Origin of the sequence: Bacillus sp. F19 (genome assembly GCA_023823795.1) — a bacterium.
Classification (GTDB): Bacteria; Bacillota; Bacilli; order Bacillales; family Bacillaceae; genus Bacillus_P.
Genome location: CP085710.1, coordinates 1595229 through 1620952 on the forward strand (window position 1 = coordinate 1595229; position 25724 = coordinate 1620952).

Below are 25724 nucleotides of genomic sequence, written 5' to 3' on the forward strand. Positions count from 1 at the left end.
ATAGATTATTAAACTACAGTTTATTCAATAAAGTTATTAGTTAATGTGTAATTATTTATAAAGATTAACTCCCTCCAATGACAATTGCTCGCTTACATCATAGGAGGGAGTTTTATCTTCCAATTCATTTCTTCAAAGTAATCTCGGGATACTGGTATAGACAACTAGTTGGATGGGTGTTATAGTAAGTCTGAGAATAGATGCAAGGAGTTGTAACCATGCCGAAAACCTATATAACAAACGCGAAATTATTTACAGGTGAAGTCGTTTACCAGAACGGTTTTATCCTCATTGAAAACGATAAAATTACTGAAGCCGGATACTTAGCTGAAATGCCTGAACCTAAAACTGATGATAAGGTGATTAATCTTAGAGGCAGTGCTTTCATTTTGCCAGGTTTTATTGACATTCATATCCACGGTGCAGATGGTGCAGATGTGATGGATGCGACAAAAGAAGCGATTTTAACGATGAGCAGAGCTCTTCCGAAAGAAGGGACAACGAGTTATCTCGCAACAACGATGACTGCAGATCGTGGCCAGATTACGGATGCCCTGAAGAATGCAGCTGATTATATAAAACGTGAAAATAATGAAGGAGCAGAAGTGCTTGGTATTCACTTAGAAGGTCCTTTTCTGAATCCAAAACGTGCAGGTGCCCAGGCTCCAGGCAATATCATTGAACCATCATGCGAACTTTTTGATAATTGGCTGGAAGAAGCAGAAGATTATATTAAGCTGGTCACACTTGCACCAGAACGCAAGAATGGATATGAACTGGCCCGTCATTTAACATCTGCTGGCATAACGGCCTCAATTGGCCATAGTGATGCCGTCTATTCAGAAGTTGAAAAGGCTGTCGAAAGCGGCGTGAAGCACGCCACACATCTTTTCAATGGTATGAGAGGCATTCACCACAGGGAACCAGGCGTAGCGGGTACTGTGCTTATGATGGATGAAGTAAAAACAGAAATGATTGTGGATGGTATTCACATTGCCCCTGAAATGGTGAAATTTGCTTATAAAGTTAAAGGCAGTGAGGGAACTATATTAATTACAGATGCGATGAGAGCTAAAGGTCTTGGAGCAGGCAAATATGACCTTGGCGGGCAAGAAGTAACGGTTGATGCGGACAGGGCAACGCTTGCTAATGGAACTCTTGCAGGAAGTATTTTGACGTTTAGAGATGCTGCAGTGAACATGATGAATTATTCAGGCTGTTCACTTGAAGAGATTGTTAAAATGTCATCCGTTAATCCTGCTAAACAAATCGGTGTTTATGACCGCAAAGGCAGTTTATCAATCGGAAAAGATGCTGACATCGTTATACTCGATGAAAATTATGAAGTGCTGATGACGTTTTGCAGAGGCAAAATCTCTTTTACAGGAAGTGTTGAACAATGAAGCTAATTGAAGCAAAAGATTATCACGAAATGAGTATGCTTGCTGCTGAGGTTATATTGGCTCAAATCAAGTCAAAACCGGATTCTGTGCTTGGTTTGGCAACTGGCGGGACGGTACTTGGCACCTATAAGCAGCTGATTTTGGATCATCAGCAAAACAAAACAACCTATCAGCATATTAAAACGTTCAATCTCGATGAATATGCAGGCTTATCAAAACAAGATGAAAACAGCTATCATGCATATATGAAGAAACACTTTTTTGATGAGGTCAATATACCTTCTTCTCAAACCTTTCTTCCAAACGGGGAAGCACATGATATGGAAGCGGAATGCAAGAAATATGATCGGGAAATTGAGGAATTAGGCGGAATTGATCTTCAGCTTCTTGGCATCGGTCAAAATGGGCACATCGGATTTAACGAACCGGGAAGTTCTTTTGAATCGAATACTCATTTAGTTGCGTTGGAACAGTCAACCCGTCAGGCAAATGCTCGCTACTTTGATTCAATTGAAGATGTGCCAACTCATGCTGTAACAATGGGGATCGCTTCAATTATGAAAAGCAAAAAAGTGCTGCTTCTCGCTTCAGGATTGAAAAAATCATCTATTTTATATGATCTGTTTCATTCAGATGTTACAAGCTCCATACCGGCAACAATTTTAAGAAATCATCCGGATACAATCATTATTGCCGATCAAGAAGCATTGTCAAAATTGCATCAAGATGAAAGGAAGATGTTTGCCAAATGATTCAAAAGAATTCTCCGCTCCCAATTTATTATCAGCTTGAAGAGGGAATAAAAGAAGCCATTCAACAACTAGAATTAATGCCTGGTGAAATGATTCCTTCAGAAAGAGAATATGCTGAAAAGTATGGAATAAGCAGGATGACGGTGAGACAGGCTCTTTCAAATCTGGTGAATGACGGCTATTTATACCGGCAGCGTGGAAAAGGGACCTTCGTTGCCCATCAAAAAATAGAGCAGCCTCTTCAGGGCTTAACCAGCTTTTCAGAAGATATGCGTTCAAGAGGACTTGAACCGAGCACACGCGTCATCAGTTTTACTGAAGTTGAAGCCAGTCATGATCTTGCTGCCAAGCTTGAGGTTGAAGCGGGAGCTCCCCTCTTTGAACTAAAACGTGTAAGGCTTGCTGATCAGCTTCCAATGGCGTATGAAATGCTTTATATATCAAAAGAACTTGCCCAAGGTCTAACGAAGGAAATAGCTGTGAACTCCATTTATGATTATGTAGAAAATAAGCTTGGATTAAAGATACAGCATGGAAGACAAGTGCTGGAAGCCTCCTTTGCCAGAAAAACGGAGGCTGAGATGCTGGAAGTTGCTGAAGGCGCACCAGTACTGCTGATTGAACGCCGAACCACGCTCGATACAAACAAACCGTTTGAGGTCGTCAGGTCCGTCTATCGCGCAGATCGCTATAAATTCACGATTGATATGGAGCGATTATAATGGTGCGTAAACCAACAGAAGAGAGAAATGAGAGAACTTCACTTATAGATGAAATGGATTCCCTTCAGATTGTGGAAATGATGCACAAAGAAGATTCAGCAATTACTGCGGCAGTAAATGAAGCACTGCCGCAAATCGCCAAAGCTGTTGATGCAGTCGTGAAGCGATGGAATGAGGGAGGCAGAGTCTTTGTAATAGGAGCGGGAACCAGCGGCAGAGTCGGCATGCTTGATGCTGTAGAGCTTGGTCCAACCTTTTCAGTAAAAACCGGCAGATGGACTGCCATTGTATCAGGCGGAAATGAAGCGATGTGGAAGCCGCTTGAAGAGACGGAAGATGATGTAAGCGTTATTCGAAATGACCTCCAATCCTATCAGTTAAACGCTTCTGATTGTGTAATTGGACTTACGGCCAGCGGATCCACACCCTTTGTTAAAAGCGGTCTGTCTTATGCAAAAGAAGTCGGAGGATGTGCAATTTCGATCAGCAACAATAAACATACGGACGTTTCCAAAATAAGTGATGTGTCAGTTGAACTTTCAACGGGTCCTGAAGTCATTAGAGGTTCCACAAGACTAAAGGCAGGCACAGCCCAGAAAATAGCGCTTAATATGATATCTACTGCCGTCATGATCCGGCTCGGAAAAGTGTATCAAAATGAAATGGTGGATATGAAACTCATTAATTTGAAGCTGAAAAAACGGGCTGAAAATATATTAATGGATTTGACGGGAATTGAAGCTGAGGCAGCTGAATCTGCCATGCATCAAACACACTGCAATTTAAAAGAAGCAATCTTTATGACTGTCACTCAATCTTCACAAGAACAGGCTGCAGTTTCTATAAAACAGGCTGAAGGGAAATTGAAACAGGCGATACAGAATTTTTTCGATAAAGATAAAAAGTAGAGGAAATCATTCCCCAAAGAGAAGATAATTGTCCCTTCTAAGGAAAGTACAGAGAATCTGCATTTGGATGGATTGCTAAAAAAAAACGCTCGGACTTATTTAGTCCAAGCTTTTTTTATATAACAAGCTTTAATGAATTCTTTTCCTTTATAAACTGAATTGCAACTGCATTAAATTGCTCAGGCTGGTCGATATTGCAAACGTGGCCTGAATTTTTTATGTAAATGGCTTTGACTTCTTTATGTGAAGCTTCAATTTCCTTAACGGCTGACAAAAATAAGTGATCTTCATCACCCATCACAAAGAGTGTCGGAATCTCGTGGAAATCCTTCTGAAGTTCCATTAAATAAGGATTCACATATCGTGTCAGTGAGAACCACTGAATGAATTCCTTCTGGCACATTTTCTGTGCTTGAGAGATAAACATTGACCGCGCTTCTTTATGATTGGAGTAAGGCATGATGATCCAGGCAAAGAAAGCATACAGCCACATGTACGGCAATATTCGTTTCCCCAGGTTGCCGAGAATGAGCAAAAAGCGGGTAAAAGCATTCAGCTTAGTGACGGCTCCTCCTAATAGCATAGAAGAAAGCAGATCAGGCCTAAGCCTCGCAACTGACTGGATAACAATCGTTCCAAGAGAAATACCTGCAAAATGGGAAGAGCTGATTTTGAGGTGATCGTGAACATCGATGACTTCCTGAGCAATCTCAGTAAAATCATCCCCTTTTTTCCACAGTCCTTTTTCTGATTTGCCGTGACCCCGCAGATCAATCAGCAGGATATTAAAATGGTTTTTAAATTCACGTATTTGTTTGTACCATATGGCAGAACTGCCGCCGGCTCCGTGAATAAACGTAACCCATGGCTTCTGCTCATGATTCCTAAGCGTCCGATAATATAAAATGGTCTACACCTGCAATCTTTCATTTAATTAGAACTTCCATCTTAATATGTTTAGAGAGTGAATGGACAGCAGATTGCCAAATTGTAAGAAAAGCGACACATTTTGAAGTTACCTGAAAAGATTGGACAGCAGTCTAAAAAAATATGAGAAACGGTTGCGGCCAGAGGCCCAATTTGCTATACTAAGAGTAATTATTTTTGTTCGTAATATGATTAAAAAGGCATTCGTCTTGAAGAATATTATCTAGAGCAGGGATAGTAATACAATTGTGCGGATAACGCACGAGGAGGATACACACATGTTACAAGGTAAAGTTAAATGGTTTAACGCAGAAAAAGGCTTCGGTTTCATCGAAGCAGAAGGTCAAGAAGACGTATTCGTACATTTCTCTGCTATTCAAGGCGAAGGCTTCAAAAGCTTAGAAGAAGGCCAAACAGTTACTTTCGAAATCGTTGAAGGCGCTCGTGGACCACAAGCAGCTAACGTTCAAAAGTAATTGAACGAAAGGACTCCCGTGCCGGGAGTCTTTTTTTATGGATGAAAATTGGAGGGAAAAACATGCACGATTTGCCGAATTGCCCCAAGTGTCAATCAGCTTATACTTATGAAGATGGAAGTCTTTTTGTCTGCCCGGAATGTGCTCATGAGTGGACAGCAGATGCGGAAGCTGAAAGTATTGAAGATCAAAAGTATGTTAAAGATGCGAACGGAAACATCTTAAATGATGGTGATTCTGTTACCGTCATCAAAGACCTCAAAGTAAAAGGAAGCTCATCGGTTATAAAAATAGGAACAAAAGTAAAGAGCATCCGTTTAGTAGATGGAGATCATGATATTGACTGCAAAATCGACGGTTTTGGTGCGATGCAGTTAAAATCTGAATTTGTTAAAAAAGTTTAAGTGCAGCTTAAAAAAGGACAAGAAATCGCTCTTGTCCTTTTTCATTCTATTCTGATTCTGGATCCAGCACTTTGAGCGGCTTATCGGCAGGACCCTCAATCACTTCTCCGGTGTAAGAAAACCTGGAGCCGTGGCATGGGCAGTCCCATGATCGGTCGCCGCTGTTCCATCCTACTTCGCAGCCTAAATGAGTGCATGTCGTATCAACGAGATGAAGCACGCCATGCTCATCTTTATAAGCGCCGGCTTTTTTACCCTTGAACATGACGGCGCAGCCTTCATTTACTTTAAGATCTTCAGTTTTTTTAGATGGACGCTTGAGCTTGCCTGAGATTAAATGCTTGGCTACGTCCGCATTTTGTTTCAGAAACTCTTTTACACTCGGGTCGGATTGGAAGCGGGAAGGTGTAAAGAGATCAAGGTAGCGGGATTCTTTTTTTACGATCAGGTCTTTCAGCATAAGGGCTGCAAAGGTTCCGTTTGTCATGCCCCATTTATGAAATCCCGTTGCTGTAAAGATGTTTTTGTGACTTGAAGAAAGATTTCCGATGTACGGCACTTTATCAAGAGTGAATAAATCCTGTGCTGACCATCTATGTGTGATGTTACTTAAGCCGAAAACTTCTTCGCCAAACGTTTCCAGCTTTTCATAAAGCTTATGTGTATCATTCACTTGCCCTGCTTTGTGACCTTCTCCGCCAATGAGGACGTGTTCCTCTCCGCCGCTTGCAGCCGAACGGAGAGAGCGTTTAGGTTCATCTACGCTTAAATACATTCCTCCCGGATAGGGCTTCTTCGTTTTCGCGCTAAGTACATAGGAACGATCGGCATACATTCTCGCAAAATAAAATCCATTCCCATCATAAAAAGGGAAATGTGAAGCAGAAATGACGTACTGACAAGTGATTTCAAAACCTTGGTTTGAAATCAGCTTCGGTTCATCTTCTGTTCCCTTTACATCGATAATCGCTGTGTTTTCAAAAATTTGAACACCACTCTGTGACATTTCTTCAAGCAGGCTATGTAAGTAGTTCAGCGGATGGAACTGAGCTTGATTTTTTACGATCAGTGCGCCCTGGATCTCAATCTCAAGCGGAATGGCATCTGTATATTCATATGGAATACCAAGAGTATCATAAGCTTCTTTTTCTTTAAGCAGTTTTTTTAGTGAGTCATCTGAAACGGCATAAAGAATCGCGTCTTCATCAGAGAAGCCGCAGTCAATCTTCTTTTCATCAACCATTTTACGAATAAAGTCGAGACCGCTTTTATTTGCTTCGTAATAATGTTTGGCTCCATCAGCGCCAAAGTGCTGAATAAGTTCATCATAAATAATATCATGCTGTACGGTTATTTTTGCAGTTGTATGGCCGGTTGTCCCGTTTAACACAACGTCTGAATCGACCAATGCTACCGACAATCCCTCTTTTGAAAGTAAATAGGCAGAAGTAATTCCGGTGATTCCTCCGCCAACAATCGCCACATCTACATTCAAATTTTTTGAGAGCTTCGCATATGATGGCAGCTTGGCAGAATCTCTCCAGTAAGGATCTGGAAATTTAGGCAGCTTTGAATTCTGATTCTTCAAATGAACCCCTCCTTTATTTAAAATTTATCCTGTATTTATGAAGAGTAAACTTTTTCCTTTAAATATCTGATGATGAAAGTTCCATTTTATGATTTCCATAAAATACAAATAAATGTATATGAAATAATTGATTGATAATTTTGACAGTCATCGGTTATACTTGAAGTAACTTAAGGAACGGAGGTGGATAAGAGATGATGAGTTTGAAAGTGTCGCACGGTAAAGAGTTGTCATACCTTTATTTATGTCGTGCAATTTTTCATGCAATTATGATCAACGGGATACGTATGCCCTTTTTCATTAATTGCATAGACACATTCAAACGTTAAGATGATTCTCTTATCCATTCAATCAAAAGTGATGCGGAGAGCTTATTAGCTCTCCGTTTTTTTATGTCATTATTGCTAGCTGCACCGCCTGACTGCTCTGTCAGAACAGATTCGCAAAAAAGTCAAAACAGGACTTTTCTGTCGGATCCTAATCTATCATCGGAGCTTGGCAAGGCGGTTCCGCTTTTCGATTGACCAGGATAAGCAGGAAACTGCTTCTTTCTGGTCTTTTTTAAGTTTTAAGAAAGTATAAGGTTTGCGCATCGATGGCGAGAGGAATCGCCCAATTCCTCTGTCAGAATGGCTTCGCCAAAAAGGTCAAAATCGGACTTTTCTGCGAGCCTAAAGCTAAACGGGCGATTCCGCTTTTCTAATAAAAGGAGATGTCACTCATGACAATATGTTCTGTTCATCAATTAGCAAAATCATATGGAAGCCAGCTTATTTTTGAAAATTTATCCTTTGAAATAAATGAAAATGAAAAAATCGGATTTGTAGGACGAAACGGGACGGGAAAAACAACATTGTTTAAATGTCTGTCAGGAATCGAGCAGCCTGACGCAGGAACGATTTCAATCAGAAAAGGGATGAAGGTCGGATATCTCGCCCAAATTCCGATGTTCCCCGCCGGAACAACGGTTGACGAGGTTCTGAGACAAGCTTTTGCCGAGTTAAATCTTTTATCGAACGAGCTTGCACAGCTTGAAATGGAGATGTCTGGAACAAAGGATCCTGATAAATTGGAAAAAGCCCTTGCACGATATGGCATTTGCCAGGAAACATATGAAAATCGGGGCGGATACGAGATGGATGCTAAAATCAGCGCCGTTGCAAACGGGCTGCAGCTGCAGCCTCTTCTGAACTCGGATTTTGACACGATCAGCGGCGGAGAGAAAACAAAGGTGTCCCTTGGTCTAATGCTGCTTCAGGCACCCCAGATCCTCTTACTCGATGAGCCGACTAATCACCTTGATATTGCTGCTGTAGAGTGGCTTGAAGGCTTTTTAAAAGAATACAAGGGTACGGTTGTTGTCATTTCACATGACCGTGCATTTTTAGATGAAGCAGCTGCAAAAATCATCGACCTAGAAGATGGAGAGGTCACAGTTTACCATCACAATTATTCTGGCTTCATTTCGGAAAAACAGAAGAGGCTGATGGCTGAATTTCAGGCTTATCAGGATCAGCAAAAGAAAATGAAGAAAATGAGAGAAGCCATCAAAAGACTGAGAGAATGGGCAAATCAGGCAAATCCTCCAAATGAGGGACTGCACAAACGTGCACGGAATATGGAGCGTGCACTTGAGCGGATGGAGAAATTAAAAAAGCCCATTTTGAATCACAGGAAAATGGATCTCCATTTTGAAGGATCTGACCGAAGCGGTAAAAAAGTTCTGACCTTTGAAAACGTAACAAAAACTTTTGGAAGAAGACAGGTGTTTGAAAATGTCAGCATGCAGCTTTCCTATAAGGACAGGGCGGCAATTGTCGGAGAAAACGGTTCCGGCAAGTCCACGCTGCTGAAACTGGTCATGGAAGAGTATGAGCCTGATGATGCAGGAGTGCGGATTGGCAGCAGCGTGAAAATAGGGTACCTCTCCCAGCAGTTTTTTCTCACAGATGCAGAAGTTTCGATCATCGATTATTTCAGGGAGGATTTGTCTGTCTCAGAAGACGATGCCCGCCATATATTAGCAAAATTCTTATTTTACGGGTCTGCTGTCTTTAAAAAAATGAAAAACACAAGCGGGGGAGAAAGAATGAGAATCCAGCTTGCTAAGCTGATGCAGAAGGATCTTAATTTTCTCATTCTGGATGAACCGACCAATCATTTGGACATTGATTCAAGGGAAGTGCTTGAGGATGCAATTGAACATTTTGACGGGACCATCCTCGCTGTTTCCCATGACAGGTACTTTCTGAACAAACTTTTCACAAAAACGTTCTGGCTTTATGAAAAACGGCTTCATTCATTTGATGGTAATTACTCATGGGCACGGGAAAAGATGAAGGGGCTCCTGTCTGAAAAAGAGGTGTCTTCAAAGGAAGTTACAAAGCTTGTGGTGAAAAAATCAAACGATATTAAGCAGGGTGCAGGGACGGCAGAAATTGAAATTCAGATTGAACAGCATGAAAACGAATTATTCCGGCTCGAAGAACAGATGCTTTCGCTGACAGATCTTGCGAAGCTGATGGAGCTGAACAGACTGAAGGAAGAAAAAGAAAAGCAGATTGAAAGGTTATATGAACAGCTTTAAGCGATCAGCTGAACAAAGAAAAGGTCCATTGCTTCCGAGCAATAGACTTTTTGATTATTTGAAATTTTCCACTTCATCCGGATTGTTGGCATGATTGTCTTTTAAAATGCCGTGCTCTTCAATATGCGTCTTGCTTCCGCGTCTCCTAGCGTGTAGATCATGGCATAAATCTTTCTCATTGAATCATCATAAGCCTTATTTTCGGCGTCATGATGGTATTCGCGAAACGGAAACTGTGCGCGCTGAAACGTTTGGTAATCCGCAGCACTGCTTTCGCTGTAATATGACTTCAAATCATTCAGTTCGGATTGATTCGCAAAAATTTTAAAGCTTGGACTGGATTCGACCGGGTTTTCAAGGATTTCTCCGCTTACAATATCGACAAAATAAGTGCGTTTTTCTTGTTCCATCTTAATCCAACTCCTTTAGTGTCTTTAGTAAGCATTTACCACTAAAGAGAAAAAGCTAATCCTGAAATGACTAGAATGATGGTAAGTACAAGGTGTTTTAGCATGAATGTCTAGCTCCTTGGTCAGAACGGATCCGTCAAAAAAGACAATGCAGGACCTTTCTGTCTAATCCTTTTCTGCCATGTCTGCGCTGACCGAGACGCCTCCGCTTTTCTAACTTAGCATCACTTTATCAGAAAGAGATCCATTTCCTTTTATTTTTCCAAACTCATTTAAGAGAGCTGTTACGGTCAGTTTTTTCTTCTGCTCGCCTTCTGCTTCAAAGATGATGCGGCCGCTGTCCATCATGATCAGGCGATTGCCGAGATCGACTGCCTGCTGCATATTGTGAGTAATCATCAAGGTAGTCAGACTGCCGTTTGTGACAAGTTTTTTAGTGAGCAGCGTAATCAGCTCAGCACGTGCCGGATCAAGAGCAGCTGTATGTTCATCCAAGAGAAGAATATCAGGATTTGTAAACGTCGCCATCAGCAGGGAGAGGGCCTGCCTTTCTCCGCCAGACAGCAAACCTACTTTTGCGGACAGTCTGTCTTCAAGCCGCAGGCCAAGTGATGCAAGCTGATCTTTAAAGTATTCTCTTCGTTTGGAGGTAACACCGGGCCTGAGTGACCTTTTTTTCACGCGTGAGTAAGCAATGGCCAAGTTTTCTTCAATGGTCAAAGCTGGAGAAGTCCCGGCCATAGGATCCTGAAAAACACGCCCGATATACTTCGCGCGTTTATGCTCGCGGACAAAGCTGACGGTTTTTCCGTTTATGGCTACATCGCCTTCATCAGGAAAGATTCTCCCGGAAATGACGTTCAAAAGAGTCGATTTTCCAGCACCGTTGCTGCCGATGACAGTAACAAAGTCTCCTTTTTGAAGAGAAAGAGAAAGGCCGTTTAAAGCCTTTTTTTCATCTGGTGAACCTTCATTAAACACTTTTTCAATCTGTTTTAATTCAAGCAATTTTGACACCACTCTTTCTCAAGCCGCCTTTTTTCCGTTTCTGCTTGGTAAACGCCTGCGGAACGACAAGCGCTGCAATGACGATACATGCGGTGATCATTTTCATGTCTCCCGTTTCAAGGAAATCGGCTCTAAGGGCGAGTGCAATAATCATCCTGTACACAATCGCACCAACTATGACTGCGAGTGTTGCCCGGATAATGGTTTTCGTTCCAACAAGCGCTTCACCGATAATCACGGATGCAAGACCGATAATGATCATTCCGATTCCCATTCCGACATCGCTGAATCCGGAATACTGAGCAATAAATGCTCCTGAAAAAGCTACAAGAGCGTTTGACAGGCCAAGACCAATAATCTTCATCATGTCGGTATTAGCTGAAAAGCTTGCAATCATCTTTTCGTTATCGCCGACTGCACGAATGGCGATGCCGACTTCTGTTTTCAGGAAATAATCCAAGATTAACTTGATAAATGAAATAAGGATCAGCATTGAAATAAGAATGGACCATGTTTTTGGAATAAAGTTTTCAAGACCGATAGAAAGAAAGAATGATTGCATAAAAGAATCAATACCAAGCTGGTTCCAACCATCAAGCAAGGCAGTAAAGACTGTGCTTTCTTGAAGAAGAGGGACGTTTGACTGTCCCATGATCCGCAGATTGATTGAATACAGGGCAATCATCATTAAAATACCGGAAAGCAGCGGGTTGATGTTTCCTTTTGTGTGAAGGATACCCGTCAGACAGCCCGCTGCAAACCCTGCAAGCAGGGCCGCGAGCGTAGCGATAAATGGATTAATACCGTTTACGATCATTGCTGCACATACGGCAGCTCCCGTTACAAAGCTGCCGTCCACAGTTAAATCAGGAAAATCTAAAATTCGAAATGAAAGATAGACACCGAGCGCCATAATAGCGTAAATCAGTCCGGATTCGACGGACGAGAAAAGAGCAGTAAACATGATGAGACCTCCTTAGTCGATAATTTCTGCGTCTTCCCATTCTTTTTTGATTTCTACATTCATTGCTTCAGCAGCTTTTTTGCTGATCTGAAGTTTCAGCTTTTGCGGGAATTCCACCGGTATTTCGCTTGCTTCCTTTTTGCCGGTTAAAATTTCGGCTGCTTTTAATCCCGCCTCATAGCCAATGTCGTTGTAGTCAAAGCCATAAGCTGCAAATCCTCCGCGCGCCACTGAATCAAGCTCTCCGACAAATAGAGGGATATCTTCGTCGCCTGCTACAGAGATAACCGATTCCAGGGCAGAAACGACGGTGTTATCCGTTATGATATAGAAAGCATCCACTTTTCCGACAAGTGCTTCAGCAGCTTGTTTGACTTCCGCGGAAGTTGAGACAGATGACTCCACGATTTCTAGGTCAGTACCTTTAATCGCTTTTTCAACAAGATCTATTTGGGCAGCTGAATTTTGTTCTCCTGAATTGTATATCATCCCAATTTTATTGCCTTCGACATTATCATCAATAAATTTGACCGTGCTTGGAATCGCATCCGGATGAGTATCGGTTGTGCCTGTGATATTTGCTCCAGGCTCTTCAAAGCTTTTAACAAGCCCTGCTCCAATAGGATCCGTTACGGATGTAAAGACAATCGGTATATCCTTTGTTGCATTCAGAGCACTTAAAGCACTCGGTGTTGAGTTGGCGAAAATAAGGTCAACGTCATCTCCGACAAAATTGCTTGCGATCGTCTGGCTGTTGTTTTGATCGCCGCCGGCAATTTGAACATCATAATCAACCTTCAGTCCTTTTTCATCAAGCGCTTTTTTAAATCCATCCAAAGCAGCATCGAGTGATGGGTGCTCTACAATTTGAGTAACCCCGACTTGGTAGGTCTTTTCACTTCCTGCACTTCCCGCCGTATCTTTACTGCCGCATCCTGCTGCAAGTATCATTCCTGAGATCGCGGCACTCATGCCTAGCTTTGTTTTCCAGTTCATTGTAATACCCCCGATTTTTATTATGCTTTTACGCTTTTATGCTTTTATTCATTAAATTATAACTCATGTTTGGTTTTCTTCAATCATTATTTTCAGACTTAACTGAAATTTCTGCTCTTTTTGTTTTATGATTAGAATTTCATGGAAATTACAAGTAATTATAATTGATTGAGGGGGAGCCGGGGGCTTTGCAGCTTCACTTGCAGGACTCAAAGGCAACAGGATTGGCAAGTACCGTCATTCCCGGTACTCTCCTTTATTTAAACGGCCAGATCCTGATATATATCGCAGTGAATCTGCTGGCCGTTATGGTCGCATTTGTCCTCACCTGGTTGTTCGGTTACTCTGATAAATGCTGGACATTGACAAAAACGGGGTATAACCTCCTAAAAACTCACAAATTTATAACAAAACAATGAAAACTATATTACAAAACGATGATATGAAACATTCGTCCTAAGACAATATGTATACTTATTTGTAACAGTTTGGATTAGGTGGACGGTATATGAACATAAATGACAGAGCATTAGTAAATCTATCAAGGTTATATTCAAAACTATTAGGCTATTTGCTTGTCAAACGGGATGCGGATGGAAATGTGAACTATCAAATCAGCGAGCTCTCAGATGAGCTGGGCGTTTCAAAGCGATCTGCCCTTCAGAAGCTCGATCAGCTCGAGCAGTTCGGGGCTATTCAGACGAAGAAGAGCGGGGTGTGCAGAATTATCAGCACCCGCATTGAAAAAACGCCGATCTGTCTTTGCTATCAGGCGCTTGCTGCCCTAAAAAAAAGTCCGTCGCTTGCCGACAATCCTGCGAAGCTTGCGGATGAAATGAATGTAAGAGAAAAAGATGCTGAGATGATTCTGCATCTGTTATCCAAATAGACGGATGAGAAACCTCGGGGTGACCGGGGTTTTTTGCTGTTTGCAGGAAATTATTATCATTGAATGAATAGGTAATCGTTTAAAAAGGAAGCAAATGAGTTGTAAATAAAACACTCATTTGCTTCCTTTTTTTCATTTTGATTATAGCTAAGAATATGTGAAGATGATTCTTCATCAGGCTCTCGGCTTCCTGCCCGTCTCTTGATTTTATTGCTTCATAAATTTCTTCGTGTTCATCAATTAAACGAGGGCGGCTGTATAGGACCACTGTCTTGCGGAATAGATAAATAATTGACTGCATTCTGCTGATGGTATCAATCATCATAGAGCGCTATGGTTTTACTGCTGGATTTGTTTATTTAATACGATTTATACCCTTTCTATATTTAATTAAAAACCCTTGCTCGATACGCTTAAGGTATTTTTTATTGAGCTGAACATTCTGGTGAGTTATTCAATTAACACGAAGGACAGTGGTTGAAGAGAATCGACATCATCATGTAAGAAAATAGGTAAAAAAGTTACGTTCAGTACCTTGCATTAATCACTACTGTATATTATTATAAGTACATGGAAGTAAATGACATAAACAGGGTGCATGACTACTATACTATATTCAGTACTAAGCACAGAAGAGGTGAAAAGATTGAATGTGCAATTTAAAAAAGGGGTGCTAGAGATTTGTGTGCTGATTCTTATTTCCAAGAAGGATCGGTACGGTTATGAGCTTGCACAAAGCATATCAAGCAAGATTGAGGTGGCAGAAGGGACGCTTTATCCACTTCTGAGAAGGCTGACGAAGGAAGAATATTTAACAACGTACCTTGCGGAATCAAAAGAAGGACCGCCCAGGAAGTATTATTCATTGACGGAAAAAGGGAGAAGAAATATGAATATGCTCGTTGAAGAGTGGAGGCAGTTTTCATTTTCGGTTAATCAATTTATTGAGGAGGGCACTGGGGATGAGGAACAATGAATTTTTATCAACACTGAATTCTCTGCTAAGCAGAGTACCTGAAAAAGAAAGGCATGAAATGCTTTATGACTACCAGGAGCATTTCGAGATTGGCGCAAACGATGGGAAAAGCGAAAAGGAACTGGCAGGAGAGCTCGGCGATCCGCATGTGATTGCAAGGGAACTGCTTGCTGACTATTTCATCAGCAAGGCAGAATCAGATCAAACGGCGACCAACATGTTTCGGGCTATTTTTGCAGCGGTCAGTTTAAGCTTTTTTAACATTATTTTTATTGCAGGCCCTGTTGCAGCGCTTCTTGGAACTTATCTGGCACTATGTGCGGCAGCCATTTTACTTACACTGTCGCCATTTGGCATTATGGCTTCATCGTTCATGGGATTTAGCATCGAAAACTTTGCATTCAATTTTTTCTTCTCACTGACATTAGTCAGCCTTGGTCTTTTAATGAGCATCGGGATGATATACGTAGGCAAATATTTTTACCATTTAATTCTGAGGTACATTAAATTCAATTTAAGAATAGATAAAGGAGACAGGGCAGTATGAAAAAATTGGTTTACGGCTTGCTTCTATTACTTGCGGCAGGGATAGCGGGCACAGTGGCAACTGCCGGTGCGGCTGGGGGATTTTCTTTTAACACAAAAGAAGTGTTTGATGAAAAGATCATTGCAAATAAGGATATCAAAAACATTGAGATTGATTTATCGTCTGCAGATCTTGTTCTTCACCAAACTTCTGATGAGGATATTAAAGTGGAGCTGAATGGAAAAGCCAATAAAAAATACAGCGACCGGTTTCAATTAGATGTAGATGAAAACGGCGAAACCCTTGATATTAGGCTATCAGGGGAAGACAGAATCGAATTTAACTTCGGCATCAATATTGTGGATACGAATGTTGATGTTTACTTGCCGGAACGGGTTTTTGACAGGATCTATGCGAAAACGTCCTCTGGAGATATAGAAGCTTCTAGTATTGAGGCAATGGATATCGTTCTGAATTCGCAATCCGGGGATGTTGGAATGGACAGTTCAACTGCTGAAGGAAAAACGGTTCTTAAAACTTCCAGCGGAGATATACAGTCACTCTCTAATTCCGCAGCTGCTTTTGATATAAAATCCGGCAGCGGTGACTTGATGATCCGTGATCAAAAAGCAAAAGAGACGATTCTGCATATATCTTCAGGAGAAATAAACATCGCAAATGCAGCGGGTGATGTAAAAGCAGATTCTTCATCAGGTGACATTAACATTGAAAACAAGAAACTGACAGGAAACATTGATGCCGAGGCTTCGAGTGGAGAAATTACCATTGAATTGGATGAGAATCCAAATTCACTTGCGGTCGATTACAAGGGCGGCTCTGGCGAAGGCACAATTGATTTGGACGGCTTGAGCTATGAAGAAAAATCGGAAGACGAAATAAAAGGGAAAATCGGTTCAGGAAAATATACGATAAAAGCACGGACCAGCTCTGGAGATTTTCAGCTGAGGTAAAATAAAAGCCATCACTATTTAGCAGGTGATGGCTTTTGCTTTATTCTTCAATTAGCTTGTTCTCGGCTACACTTTCCCTAAGCAAATCCGGAGCAGTCAAGTAAAGCAGACCATTGCCTTCCTGCGTTTTTGGATTGCCGTGCGGAATTGTCCGCTTGATTAATTGCGCATATACTTCTGCTTCCGTAAATTTTCGGTCAAATTCCTGCTGTTCAAGCTGTTTGATTAAGGCAATCGCGCCTGCCACGTGAGGTGTTGACATCGAGGTTCCGCTGAATGCAGCATATTCTCCTCCGGGAATAGTAGAGACGATTCTTTCTCCAGGCGCTACAAGATCAACTTCATTATTAGAGTTTGAGAATGGCGAGGAAATTTTCCCGAAGCCTACTGACCCTACCGAGATGACCTCATTGTAGGATCCAGGATAAGAAAACTCAGATGTTCTGCTGTCATTATCACCTTCGTTGCCAGCAGCGCAAACAACTGCGATTTGATTGGCAACCGCCTTTTTGACAGCCTTTCGCATTTCAGAATGATCAGAAGGTCCTCCAAGTGACATGGAAATTACATCAACTTTTTGTTCAATCGCATACAAGATGCCGTTTGTAATCCAAGCATATTCTCCGCTTCCGGAGTCTCCAGCTAGCACTTTTACAACAAGAATTTTCGCCTGAGGTGCAACTCCCACATACCTTGCCGCCGCAATGGTGCCCGATACATGCGTGCCGTGGCCGTGATAGTCAGTAAGGCTGTTAGGATCTCCATTATCGTCAGTCGTAAAATTTCGCCCGCCGGCAATATTTGCGCGCAGGTCAGGATGATTCACATCACAGCCTGTATCAAGCACCGCTATTGTAATTCCTTTCCCTTTTATCCCCTGTTCCCAGAGCTTTGGAGCACGAATCATGTCTACTCCTTCGGAATTTGTTTTTACATTTTTCACGATAGGTCCGTATTTATGGGGCAGCAGTTTAACTTGTCCTTTCACTTTACCGTCTCCTTTATCTGTAATGATTAAGGTATATGATAAAAAGTGACGATCAATGATAAAGAATGTGGAATTCAAGAGAACTATTCAATTTCATGCATTTGCCATATAATGTAACTTACGAAGATAAAAGAGGTGGCTTATGAATTTAGAAAGAAAAATAGATGAAATTGAAACGAAAATGATGCATTTGCAGCAAGAAGTAAGTGAACTTAGAGCCGAGCTGACTCGGAGTAAAGGAGAAGCCGGAGCAGTGAATACCATATATCACGCTCCGGAAACGGCTTTGACTGAGCAGAGGCCGTCTGCAGCAAAAGTTGACTGGGAGCGCGTGATTGGACAAGTCTGGCTTCCGAGAGTGTTTATTCTGGTCTTGCTGCTTGGAGTGTTATGGGCGTTTAAGGCGCATCAGATGAGGGATTTATTACGGATTCAGTTAAATGCATACTCGGTTTTTTGAGCTCTGCAGCTCTGATTGCAGGCGGTGAATGGCAAATCAGGAAGGGAAGAGCAGCGCTTGGACAAGTTCTGCTTGGAGGAGCCATCGTGATTTTAATCTTAACCACATTTTCGGCAAATGTTTTATACGGTTTGATCCATTCAGCGCTTGCCTTTGTTTTGAATATGATCTGGGTAAGTGGAGGCATATTGCTTTCCAAAAGGCATCATTCTCAGCCGATTGCAGTTTTGGCTGGGATCGCCGGTTTTTTAGTGCCTTTTTTAGTGGAAAGTAATCAAACAATGCTCTTATATTTGTAGCTTACGAGTTTTTGTTTTATGCAGGACTGTTAGTGTATGCGATGAAGAAAAAATATATTGTTCTGTACTTTTCTTCCTTTTTCCTGCTGCATGCCGCCCTGTTTGTATTTGCAGCTTTTGCACAAGGAGGAAACAGTACCATTATCTTATCAGCGATCCTCTTGCAGCATGCTGGTCTAGTATTGGCATTCTTTATCCATTCGCTCTATCAATCACAGCAGAAATCGCTTGTGCTGATCAGCTTTGTCAGCACCCATTTTTGGTTTCAGGCCCTTGCAGATCAGTCCGTCTATTTAGGATTTTTAGCAGCTTCCTTCGCCATTTATGCATCTGTTTCCATATGGCTTTTCTTGAAAAAAACAGAGAGAGAGAAGCTGGATATTTTTGCTCCGATCGCTTCATATGCTGCAGGCATTTACTTGCTGGAAATGACGGGCGAAGAACAATTAAGCCTGCTATTGCTGCTGCATGGTTTAATAGCGTTATATGCAGGCTTTGCGATCAAAGGGATCATTCAAAAATATATTGGTTTGATTGTCTATATTATTGGTCTTTTAGCAAGCTGCACTAAGATGATTTATGCTGTATGGTCCTATGAATCACTCGTGTGGATGTGTATTGTAGCATCATTGATCATAGTGAAGCTTCTGCTCCGTAAATTCAGTGATGAATTCAAGGAAAGTGATGTCAGGTTTCTGAACCGCGTCCTGTTTGCTGTTCTTGCGATTACGACGTTTATTTTTGCGACCATGCTCGTTCTTGCAGCCGCTTTAAACATGTCATTTGAAATCAGAATGATGTCTGTTACAGGGATTTGGGCATTATATGCAGTTGTATGTGTCGTCTTTGGCGTCCTGAAAAATCATCGAAATGTTCGGATCTTAGGGATTGGATTGCTGTTTCTCACATTATCCAAGCTTGTTCTCTTGGACCTGATATCCCTCTCACTTGTCCTGCGGGCTATCTTGTTTATTGCTTTGGGGACAGTTGGTATTGGGGTTTCAAGATTTTAGAGTTTATTGTGCAGGGATCCTGGACTCCTGCGTTTTTCTATTGTTTTAGGAGACAGCTGGAAAAAAGATAGTATTCTATTAAAATCGGCAAGTATTTATTTGATTCCCGCTAGAAAATGTAGCATTTCGGCAAGTAATTGTCCGATTTTAGAAAGTAAAACAGGCTGGACTCTTAGATGCACTCGTATCTGTTGTCGCTATCAAAACCGCAGCCAATTCACGGAAATCATGTTTCAATTCTCAAAATTGTCTTTTTAACTCGCAAAAATGGGTTTCAATTAGAAAAATATAGATTTAAATTTGCAGGCACCGTGTTCTTTCTGATCAAAACAGGCGGTTCCGCATTTCGTGGTGTCCAGCTCATACAATTTATGCTGCTGCATAGTGAGCCTCCTTAAGAGATTGTACTGAACTTTTTCCACTCACTATTAAGACTCAAACATCATTGCCAATTTCAATGTGTTCTAAAAAATCGGACAATCTTTCCTTTTGAAACTTTTTTGTACAAGTTTCGTAGTACAATAGAAGCAGACTTCCTTTTTTGGAAAATATTTAACGAGGTGATATCATGTCAATTTCTTTATCAAAAGGACAGCGTATTGATCTGACAAAAACAAACCCGGGACTAACGAAAGTAATCATCGGTCTTGGCTGGGATACGAATAAGTATTCAGGCGGGAAGGATTTTGATCTGGATGCTTCTGCTTTTCTTGCTGATGGAAGCGGCAAGGTTCAGAACGATTTAGAATTTGTTTTTTACAACAACTTAAAAAGTCCCAATGGCGCGGTTGAACATACTGGAGATAACCGCACGGGAGAAGGGGACGGCGATGATGAGCAAATGACCATTGACTTCTCACTGCTGCCGGACCATGTAGAAAAAATTGGGATTACTGTAACGATTCATGATGCGGATGGCCGCCATCAAAACTTCGGACAAGTTTCCAATGCATTTGTTCGTGTTGTGAATGCCGATAACTCTGAAGAGGTGCTCCGTTATGATTTGGGGGAAGATTTTTCAGTTGAAACAGCAGTAGTTGTCTGTGAATTATACAAGCATGGTCAAGACTGGAAATTCAACGCAATCGGCAGCGGCTTTTCAGGCGGACTTGCAGCACTTTGCAAAAATTACGGATTAGACGTTTAAGATACGAAAAGGGACTGTTAGAAGTGAGCTCGATTAACTTAATGAAAAAAACCGCAGGAATCGTACTTGAAAAAAAGAAGCTGACCGGAGTCGTCGCACGGGTAGGACTAGTACTTGATATCTCAGGATCCATGCGAAACCTCTATAAAAATGGAACCGTTCAAAAAGTGGTAGAACGCATCCTGGCAGTGGCAAGTCAATTTGATGATGACGGCATGCTGGATGTGTGGGTATACGATAATGAGTTTTCAAGACTGCCTTCTGTGACAGAAAGAGATTTTGAAAACTACGTCAGCCTGCGGATTTTAAACAGTGACACCATACATAAATTCGGCCGCAACGATGAACCGCCTGTCATGTACGACGTCATGAATAAATACTTAAAAGAAGATCCAAGCAAAGATCCAGCTTTTATTGTGTTCATAAACGACGGAGGCTGTAAGCGAACCATCAAAAAGCCGGTAGTCTCGTCTTCTGACAAACCGATATTCTGGCAATTTGTCGGTGTTGGAAATTCAAACTTCGAAGTGCTGGAAAACCTGGATACGATGGAAGGCAGATTTATTGATAACGCCAACTTCTTTCATGTTCAGGACATTGATGCGATAACAGATGAGCAGCTGTACGATCGCTTGCTGAACGAATTTCCGGATTGGATTAGAGAAGCGAAAGAGAAGAGAGTATTATAGGAAGTAAGCAGTCTGGGATGTGAATCCCAGGCTGTTTTTTATTATGTTACCCGAGGGGAAGAGGGCGGAAAGCAAGATTAGGGTCTCGGAGAGTGAAACCTAAATTTCAGCTAATTTCGATTTGTTTTCCAATAAAAAACAAAAATCATTCTATTTAACTACTATTAATTGGGAATGAGTGTCAAAATCCTTATTATTATCCATGATTCCTGTATGTTATTATGTCGTAATACCTAATTTCGACATCTATGAACTCTGTTTTCAGTCACTCATTCAAATCATTTCCTCTTGCTGTTTAGTCATAAAAGCGCTATCATTAGCGTATAATCTGAAACATAATTTCAAAAATGCAAAGATTAAATTGAAATTATGTTTAAGATATAATATACTGAAAATTGAGAATTTTAATTATTAGGAGGCATCACCCGTTTATGGAAAAACAACTGCGTTCATTAACGACAGAATTGAGAAATGAACAAACTATGAATATTGACAGCGCAAATACACTCGAAATTCTTTCAATGATGAACAACGAAGATTTGAAAGTGGCGATCGCTGTGCAGGAGGTTTTGCCTGAAATTAAGGCAGCCGTTGAATGTGCATATGAATCGTTAAAGAAGGGAGGAAGATTGATTTACATCGGTGCAGGGACGAGCGGAAGACTTGGAGTCCTTGATGCGGTGGAGTGCCCGCCGACGTTCAGCACTTCACCTGATACAGTTATCGGCTTGATTGCAGGCGGAGAGAAAGCGATCGTCCGTGCTGTCGAAGGTGCAGAAGATAAAGAAGAATTCGGTGTAGCTGATTTGAAGGCTATTGATCTATCAGCTGATGACACTGTAGTTGGAATTGCTGCAAGCGGCCGGACACCTTATGTAATTGGAGCCCTTCGGTATGCTAAAGAGACAGGTGCAAAAGCAATTGCGCTCTCTTGCAATAAGGATGCTAAAATTTCTGAAGCTGCCGATATTGGCATCGAGGTTGTCGTAGGCCCTGAAGTGGTCACCGGCTCAACCAGGATGAAAGCGGCAACGGCTCATAAAATGGTGCTTAACATGATTTCAACAGCAACGATGATCAAGATCGGTAAGGTCTACGAAAATCTAATGGTCGATGTGAATGTCAGCAACCACAAACTGAAGGAGAGAGCGATCAGCATCATCCAAACGGTGACGGATGCTGGATATGATCTTGCAAAAGAAACGCTTGAAAAAGCAGAGCTTAAAGTCAAACCAGCGATTGTCATGATTAAAGCAAACACCTCATTAGAGGAAGCAATAAATCTATTAAATCGTGCGGATGGGGATGTACGAAAAGCCATCTCACTCCATACATCATAAGGAGCGAGAACTATGGCAACAGGCGGATTATCCATCATTCAAACCATGCTTAACAAGCTGCCGCAGTCAGAGCAAAAACTTGCAGATTACATTCTGCAGCATCCGCATGAAGTAGTGAACAGCACGGTAAGTGAATTAAGCACGTCAGCGAAGACAAGCGGGGCAGCAGTTGTCAGGCTCTGCAAATCACTTGGCTTAAAAGGGTTCCAGGATCTGAAAATGAGAATTGCCGGTGATCTGATGAAATCTGTTGAACAGGGCTACCGTGATATTGAACCTTTCGAATCCCTTTACAGAGTGGTTGAAAAAACAACAAGCAACACAATTCAGATTATCCGTGATACAGCTGAAATTATTGATCATGAAAATCTGAAAACAGTCATCGGGATGCTGATGAAAGCTAAAAACGTTCATTTTTGCGGGGTAGGTGCTTCAAATATTGTGGCGCAGGATGCTCAGCAAAAACTGATCCGCATAAATAAAGGAGCAACGGCTTTTACAGACATGCATCTGGTTGCAACCCTGATTGCCAATGCCGATCCGGATGATGTCCTGTTCGCCATCTCTTTTTCCGGCGAGACACAGGAAATCATTAATGTGCTGAAGCTTGCAAAAGAGCGCGGCGTCAAAACAATCGGGCTTACTCACTTTGGGCAGACGACCGTATCAGCTCTGTGCGATGTTTCGCTTCACACGTCTTTTTCTAATGAAGCGCCGTTCAGGAGCGCAGCGACTTCTTCCAGGCTGGCACAGCTTTATATGATCGACATTTTGTTTCTCGCAATGGCTACAGAGCAGTACGATGAGACCGTGCAATATATAGATAATACAAGAGCGGCCATCAAATCAATGACAGAAAAATATAAATAGGCACTTTTAAAGGGGGCTTTAAGATGGCAAAGGGGAATAACAGAAACTTATTGATTGCCGAACAACTATTGGAGCATCTTGGCGGAGCGGCTAACATTGCGACCTCCACGCATTGCATGACAAGACTTCGCGTCGCGCCGCAGGACCGTTCAAAGGTCAACATGGAAGCCATCAAGAAAACAGAAGGGGTTCTGGGTATTGTAGAGGAAGAAACGATCCAAATCATCCTTGGACCCGGTGCTGTAAATAAAGTTTCAGCAGAGTTTGAAAAACTGCTTGCAGCTGCTGATGATTTTGACCTGAAAGACGCAGCTTCCAAAAACAAATCAGAGATTGATAAAAAGAATGCCAAACCTTTTAAACTCTTTTTGAGAAGAATCGCAAGCATCTTCATTCCACTGATTCCTGCCCTTGTAGCTTCAGGTTTGATTACCGGGATTACAAAAGCGATTGTTCAGGCAGGCTGGCTTGCAGCAGATTCACAATTAGCTATTATCCTAACCGTTATCGGATCTGGACTGTTTGCTTACCTTGGTATTTTAGTAGGAACGAACGCAGCTAAAGAATTCGGCGGTTCCCCAGCGCTTGGAGCACTGGCTGGTATCCTCGTCATCAACCCGGCTGTAGGCGACATTGCTTTATTTGGTGAAAACCTGCTTCCTGGACGCGGAGGGTTAATAGGGGTTTTATTCGCAGCCATCTTCATCGCGTTTGTTGAAAAACAAGTAAGAAAATTTGTGCCGCAATCTCTTGACATCATCATTACACCTACCATTGCGCTATTGATCACTGGTATCGTCACTTACATTATATTCATGCCAGTCGGCGGATTTGTATCAGATGCGATAACGAAAGGCTTACTCAGTGTGCTGGATCTTGGCGGAGTTGTTGCCGGCTTTGTTCTTGGCGCAACGTTCCTTCCGTTAGTTGTAACCGGACTTCATCAAGGATTAACACCAGTTCACCTTGAGCTGATTAACTCTATTGGTGATGATCCATTGCTTCCAATCCTTGCTATGGGCGGAGCGGGTCAAGTCGGCGCAGCATTTGCTATCTACTTTAAAACGAAAAAGAAAAGCTTAAAGCGTGCAATCGGCGGAGGGCTTCCTTCAGGAATGCTCGGAATCGGCGAACCGTTAATCTTTGGTGTGACGCTTCCGCTTGGCCGTCCGTTCTTAACAGCATGTTTAGGCGCAGGTGTAGGGGGAGCTTTCCAGGCTCATTTTGATATCGCAACAATCGCAGTTGGCGTATCAGGTCTTCCGCTCACATTCTTAGTTCACACGAATCAAATTATTCTATACCTTGCTGGATTATTAATCTCATATGCAGCTGGATTTATTTTCACTTACCTATTCGGATTTAAAGATGAAATGGCAGCTGAATTCAAGTGATCGGCATTTCATTTTATCTACAGGATCCTCATGCAGAAAAACAAATTGTTCATGCAGCACAATCAGGAGTGAAGCGGGCGTTTACCTCGCTTCACATCCCTGAAGAAAAAGGCAGCCTCATCCAGAGGATGTCTGAGCTTCTAAAGCTTGCACAGTCCCATGATATTGAGATTCATGCAGATGTCTCTTTAAAGACACTTGACCACCTTGGAATCAGCAGGTTCGAAGATTTATCATCGTACGGTATTAAAGGAATCCGTCTTGATGACGGGTTTGACTATGAAACAATTAAATCTTTATCACACGTTTTCTCTCTTTCACTTAATGCAAGCACGCTTACAGAAAAGGAGTTGCTGACTGTTCTTGGCAGCGGAATTAAATCAGACAGTCTCATTGCCTGGCACAATTTTTATCCTAGGCGTGAAACGGGACTTGACGAAGCATTTTTTCATCAGCAGAATCAAATGTTCAAAAAATACGGCATACCGATTGCTGCATTTATTCCGGGTACGCATGCAAAACGCGGACCGCTTTTTGACGGCCTGCCTACACTAGAAAAGCACAGGGGCATAAACCCTTATGCTGCCGCCGTAGAATTGCTGCAGCAAGTTGATGAAGTATTCATAGGGGATCCGGGCATAGAAAAGGAGCTGCTCGAAAATCTTTCTATCTATGAAAATCAGAATATTCTTATAATAAATGTCATCTCCAGTACTTTTAAAAGCGGGACATATCAATTTCGTCCTGACGTTTCAAGAGATGTATTCCGCCTTCAAGGTACACGCATAGCTTCAGAGGTAGAGCCAGAGAATACCATCGCGCGTCAAATAGGAATGATTACGATGGACAATGACGGATACGGGCGCTACAGGGGTGAAATTCAAATTTGCAGACGGGATCTGGAGGCAGACGAACGGGTAAATGTCATCGGACATGTTTTAGCAGAAGATCTGCCGCTGCTTAATCTGGCCCTGCCTGGTCAAAAAGTGAAACTGGTAGTTTCATAAGCGATTAAAA

At 41.9% G+C, this 25724-nt stretch carries 27 protein-coding genes and 1 pseudogene; 20 read left to right on the top strand and 8 right to left on the bottom strand.

Annotated features, from left to right (window positions below; genetic code table 11):
• Nucleotides 1-218: 218 nt before the first annotated feature.
• Genes nagA through murQ (LIT25_08050) form a run of 4 tightly spaced genes read left to right on the top strand, consistent with a single transcriptional unit; the run spans nucleotide 219 to nucleotide 3785 of the window.
• The gene (gene nagA, locus LIT25_08035) at nucleotides 219-1403 is read left to right on the top strand and encodes an N-acetylglucosamine-6-phosphate deacetylase (GenBank protein USK35238.1); all 1185 of its coding nucleotides are present in this window, start codon (nucleotides 219-221) and stop codon (nucleotides 1401-1403) included.
• Nucleotides 1400-2155, top strand: coding sequence for a glucosamine-6-phosphate deaminase (nagB, locus tag LIT25_08040; protein USK35239.1), 756 nt, complete (start codon nucleotides 1400-1402; stop codon nucleotides 2153-2155). Before nagA ends, nagB begins: the two co-directional genes overlap by 4 nt.
• Nucleotides 2152-2877 carry a GntR family transcriptional regulator gene (locus LIT25_08045; GenBank protein ID USK35240.1) on the top strand — a complete coding sequence of 242 codons (726 nt, stop codon included), beginning with the start codon at nucleotides 2152-2154 and terminating at the stop codon, nucleotides 2875-2877. The genes nagB and LIT25_08045 overlap by 4 nt, the downstream gene beginning before the upstream one ends.
• Nucleotides 2877-3785: an N-acetylmuramic acid 6-phosphate etherase gene (gene murQ, locus LIT25_08050; protein USK35241.1), complete on the top strand. Its 909-nt coding sequence runs from the start codon at nucleotides 2877-2879 to the stop codon at nucleotides 3783-3785. The genes LIT25_08045 and murQ (LIT25_08050) overlap by 1 nt, the downstream gene beginning before the upstream one ends.
• A 115-nt stretch (nucleotides 3786-3900) precedes the next feature.
• Here the strand turns inward: murQ (LIT25_08050) and LIT25_08055 are convergent, their stop codons facing one another.
• On the bottom strand, nucleotides 3901-4692 hold the full coding sequence (locus LIT25_08055) for an alpha/beta hydrolase (GenBank protein USK36205.1): 792 nt from the start codon (nucleotides 4690-4692) through the stop codon (nucleotides 3901-3903).
• A 298-nt stretch (nucleotides 4693-4990) separates the two neighbouring features.
• Here LIT25_08055 and LIT25_08060 point away from each other — a divergent pair, with 298 nt between their 5' ends.
• Both LIT25_08060 and LIT25_08065 read left to right on the top strand, forming a co-directional pair.
• On the top strand, nucleotides 4991-5188 hold the full coding sequence (locus tag LIT25_08060; GenBank protein USK35242.1) for a cold-shock protein: 198 nt from the start codon (nucleotides 4991-4993) through the stop codon (nucleotides 5186-5188).
• A gap of 62 nt (nucleotides 5189-5250) precedes the next feature.
• Nucleotides 5251-5592 carry an alkylphosphonate utilization protein gene (locus LIT25_08065; protein ID USK35243.1) on the top strand — a complete coding sequence of 114 codons (342 nt, stop codon included), beginning with the start codon at nucleotides 5251-5253 and terminating at the stop codon, nucleotides 5590-5592.
• A 46-nt stretch (nucleotides 5593-5638) separates the two neighbouring features.
• Here the strand turns inward: LIT25_08065 and LIT25_08070 are convergent, their stop codons facing one another.
• Entirely contained in the window at nucleotides 5639-7180 is a 1542-nt protein-coding gene (locus tag LIT25_08070) for an FAD-dependent oxidoreductase (protein USK35244.1), read from the bottom strand.
• Between the two features lie 721 nt (nucleotides 7181-7901).
• Here LIT25_08070 and abc-f point away from each other — a divergent pair.
• Entirely contained in the window at nucleotides 7902-9767 is a 1866-nt protein-coding gene (gene abc-f, locus LIT25_08075; GenBank protein USK35245.1) for an ABC-F type ribosomal protection protein, read from the top strand.
• 101 nt (nucleotides 9768-9868) lie between these two features.
• Here abc-f and LIT25_08080 read toward each other — a convergent pair whose 3' ends face one another.
• From LIT25_08080 to LIT25_08095, 4 genes are all read right to left on the bottom strand, one after another.
• A complete protein-coding gene (locus tag LIT25_08080) occupies nucleotides 9869-10177 on the bottom strand; it encodes a hydrolase (protein ID USK35246.1) in 309 nt (102 codons plus the stop codon).
• 213 nt (nucleotides 10178-10390) lie between these two features.
• Nucleotides 10391-11185: an ABC transporter ATP-binding protein gene (locus tag LIT25_08085; GenBank protein ID USK36206.1), complete on the bottom strand. Its 795-nt coding sequence runs from the start codon at nucleotides 11183-11185 to the stop codon at nucleotides 10391-10393.
• The gene (locus LIT25_08090; GenBank protein ID USK35247.1) at nucleotides 11178-12149 is read right to left on the bottom strand and encodes an ABC transporter permease; all 972 of its coding nucleotides are present in this window, start codon (nucleotides 12147-12149) and stop codon (nucleotides 11178-11180) included. Before LIT25_08090 ends, LIT25_08085 begins: the two co-directional genes overlap by 8 nt.
• A gap of 12 nt (nucleotides 12150-12161) precedes the next feature.
• A complete protein-coding gene (locus tag LIT25_08095; GenBank protein ID USK35248.1) occupies nucleotides 12162-13145 on the bottom strand; it encodes an ABC transporter substrate-binding protein in 984 nt (327 codons plus the stop codon).
• Nucleotides 13146-13653: 508 nt separating this feature from the next.
• On the opposite strand from LIT25_08095, the gene LIT25_08100 reads away from it, so the two are divergent.
• On the top strand, nucleotides 13654-14034 hold the full coding sequence (locus tag LIT25_08100) for a hypothetical protein (protein ID USK35249.1): 381 nt from the start codon (nucleotides 13654-13656) through the stop codon (nucleotides 14032-14034).
• A 79-nt stretch (nucleotides 14035-14113) separates the two neighbouring features.
• On the opposite strand, the pseudogene LIT25_08105 reads toward LIT25_08100, so the two are convergent.
• Nucleotides 14114-14359: pseudogene (locus LIT25_08105) on the bottom strand (FCD domain-containing protein).
• 321 nt (nucleotides 14360-14680) lie between these two features.
• Between LIT25_08105 and LIT25_08110 the strand changes: the two are divergent.
• The 3 genes from LIT25_08110 to LIT25_08120 are packed head-to-tail and all read left to right on the top strand — an operon-like array spanning nucleotide 14681 to nucleotide 16507.
• Entirely contained in the window at nucleotides 14681-15010 is a 330-nt protein-coding gene (locus LIT25_08110) for a PadR family transcriptional regulator (GenBank protein ID USK35250.1), read from the top strand.
• Nucleotides 14997-15557: a DUF1700 domain-containing protein gene (locus LIT25_08115; GenBank protein USK35251.1), complete on the top strand. Its 561-nt coding sequence runs from the start codon at nucleotides 14997-14999 to the stop codon at nucleotides 15555-15557. Before LIT25_08110 ends, LIT25_08115 begins: the two co-directional genes overlap by 14 nt.
• Complete coding sequence (locus tag LIT25_08120) at nucleotides 15554-16507, top strand: DUF4097 domain-containing protein (protein ID USK35252.1); 954 nt, start codon at nucleotides 15554-15556, stop codon at nucleotides 16505-16507. The genes LIT25_08115 and LIT25_08120 overlap by 4 nt, the downstream gene beginning before the upstream one ends.
• Before the next feature lie 40 nt (nucleotides 16508-16547).
• Here the strand turns inward: LIT25_08120 and LIT25_08125 are convergent, their stop codons facing one another.
• Nucleotides 16548-17495, bottom strand: coding sequence for a S8 family peptidase (locus tag LIT25_08125; GenBank protein ID USK35253.1), 948 nt, complete (start codon nucleotides 17493-17495; stop codon nucleotides 16548-16550).
• A 142-nt stretch (nucleotides 17496-17637) separates the two neighbouring features.
• Here LIT25_08125 and LIT25_08130 point away from each other — a divergent pair, with 142 nt between their 5' ends.
• From LIT25_08130 to LIT25_08170, 9 genes are all read left to right on the top strand, one after another.
• A complete protein-coding gene (locus tag LIT25_08130) occupies nucleotides 17638-17955 on the top strand; it encodes a hypothetical protein (protein USK35254.1) in 318 nt (105 codons plus the stop codon).
• Nucleotides 17919-18254, top strand: a complete 336-nt coding sequence (locus LIT25_08135; protein USK36207.1) for a DUF2339 domain-containing protein — start codon at nucleotides 17919-17921, stop codon at nucleotides 18252-18254. Before LIT25_08130 ends, LIT25_08135 begins: the two co-directional genes overlap by 37 nt.
• Before the next feature lie 41 nt (nucleotides 18255-18295).
• Nucleotides 18296-19267, top strand: a complete 972-nt coding sequence (locus LIT25_08140; GenBank protein ID USK36208.1) for a DUF2339 domain-containing protein — start codon at nucleotides 18296-18298, stop codon at nucleotides 19265-19267.
• 568 nt (nucleotides 19268-19835) lie between these two features.
• Nucleotides 19836-20414, top strand: coding sequence for a TerD family protein (locus LIT25_08145; GenBank protein ID USK35255.1), 579 nt, complete (start codon nucleotides 19836-19838; stop codon nucleotides 20412-20414).
• Between the two features lie 23 nt (nucleotides 20415-20437).
• Nucleotides 20438-21103: a VWA domain-containing protein gene (locus LIT25_08150; GenBank protein ID USK35256.1), complete on the top strand. Its 666-nt coding sequence runs from the start codon at nucleotides 20438-20440 to the stop codon at nucleotides 21101-21103.
• A gap of 431 nt (nucleotides 21104-21534) precedes the next feature.
• Nucleotides 21535-22443 (top strand): N-acetylmuramic acid 6-phosphate etherase, encoded by a 909-nt coding sequence (gene murQ, locus LIT25_08155; GenBank protein ID USK35257.1) that lies wholly within the window; start codon nucleotides 21535-21537, stop codon nucleotides 22441-22443.
• A 12-nt stretch (nucleotides 22444-22455) separates the two neighbouring features.
• Entirely contained in the window at nucleotides 22456-23313 is an 858-nt protein-coding gene (locus LIT25_08160; GenBank protein USK35258.1) for a MurR/RpiR family transcriptional regulator, read from the top strand.
• A gap of 23 nt (nucleotides 23314-23336) precedes the next feature.
• Nucleotides 23337-24707 (top strand): PTS transporter subunit EIIC, encoded by a 1371-nt coding sequence (locus LIT25_08165; protein USK35259.1) that lies wholly within the window; start codon nucleotides 23337-23339, stop codon nucleotides 24705-24707.
• Nucleotides 24704-25714: a MupG family TIM beta-alpha barrel fold protein gene (locus LIT25_08170; GenBank protein ID USK35260.1), complete on the top strand. Its 1011-nt coding sequence runs from the start codon at nucleotides 24704-24706 to the stop codon at nucleotides 25712-25714. The genes LIT25_08165 and LIT25_08170 overlap by 4 nt, the downstream gene beginning before the upstream one ends.
• Nucleotides 25715-25724 lie beyond the last annotated feature (10 nt).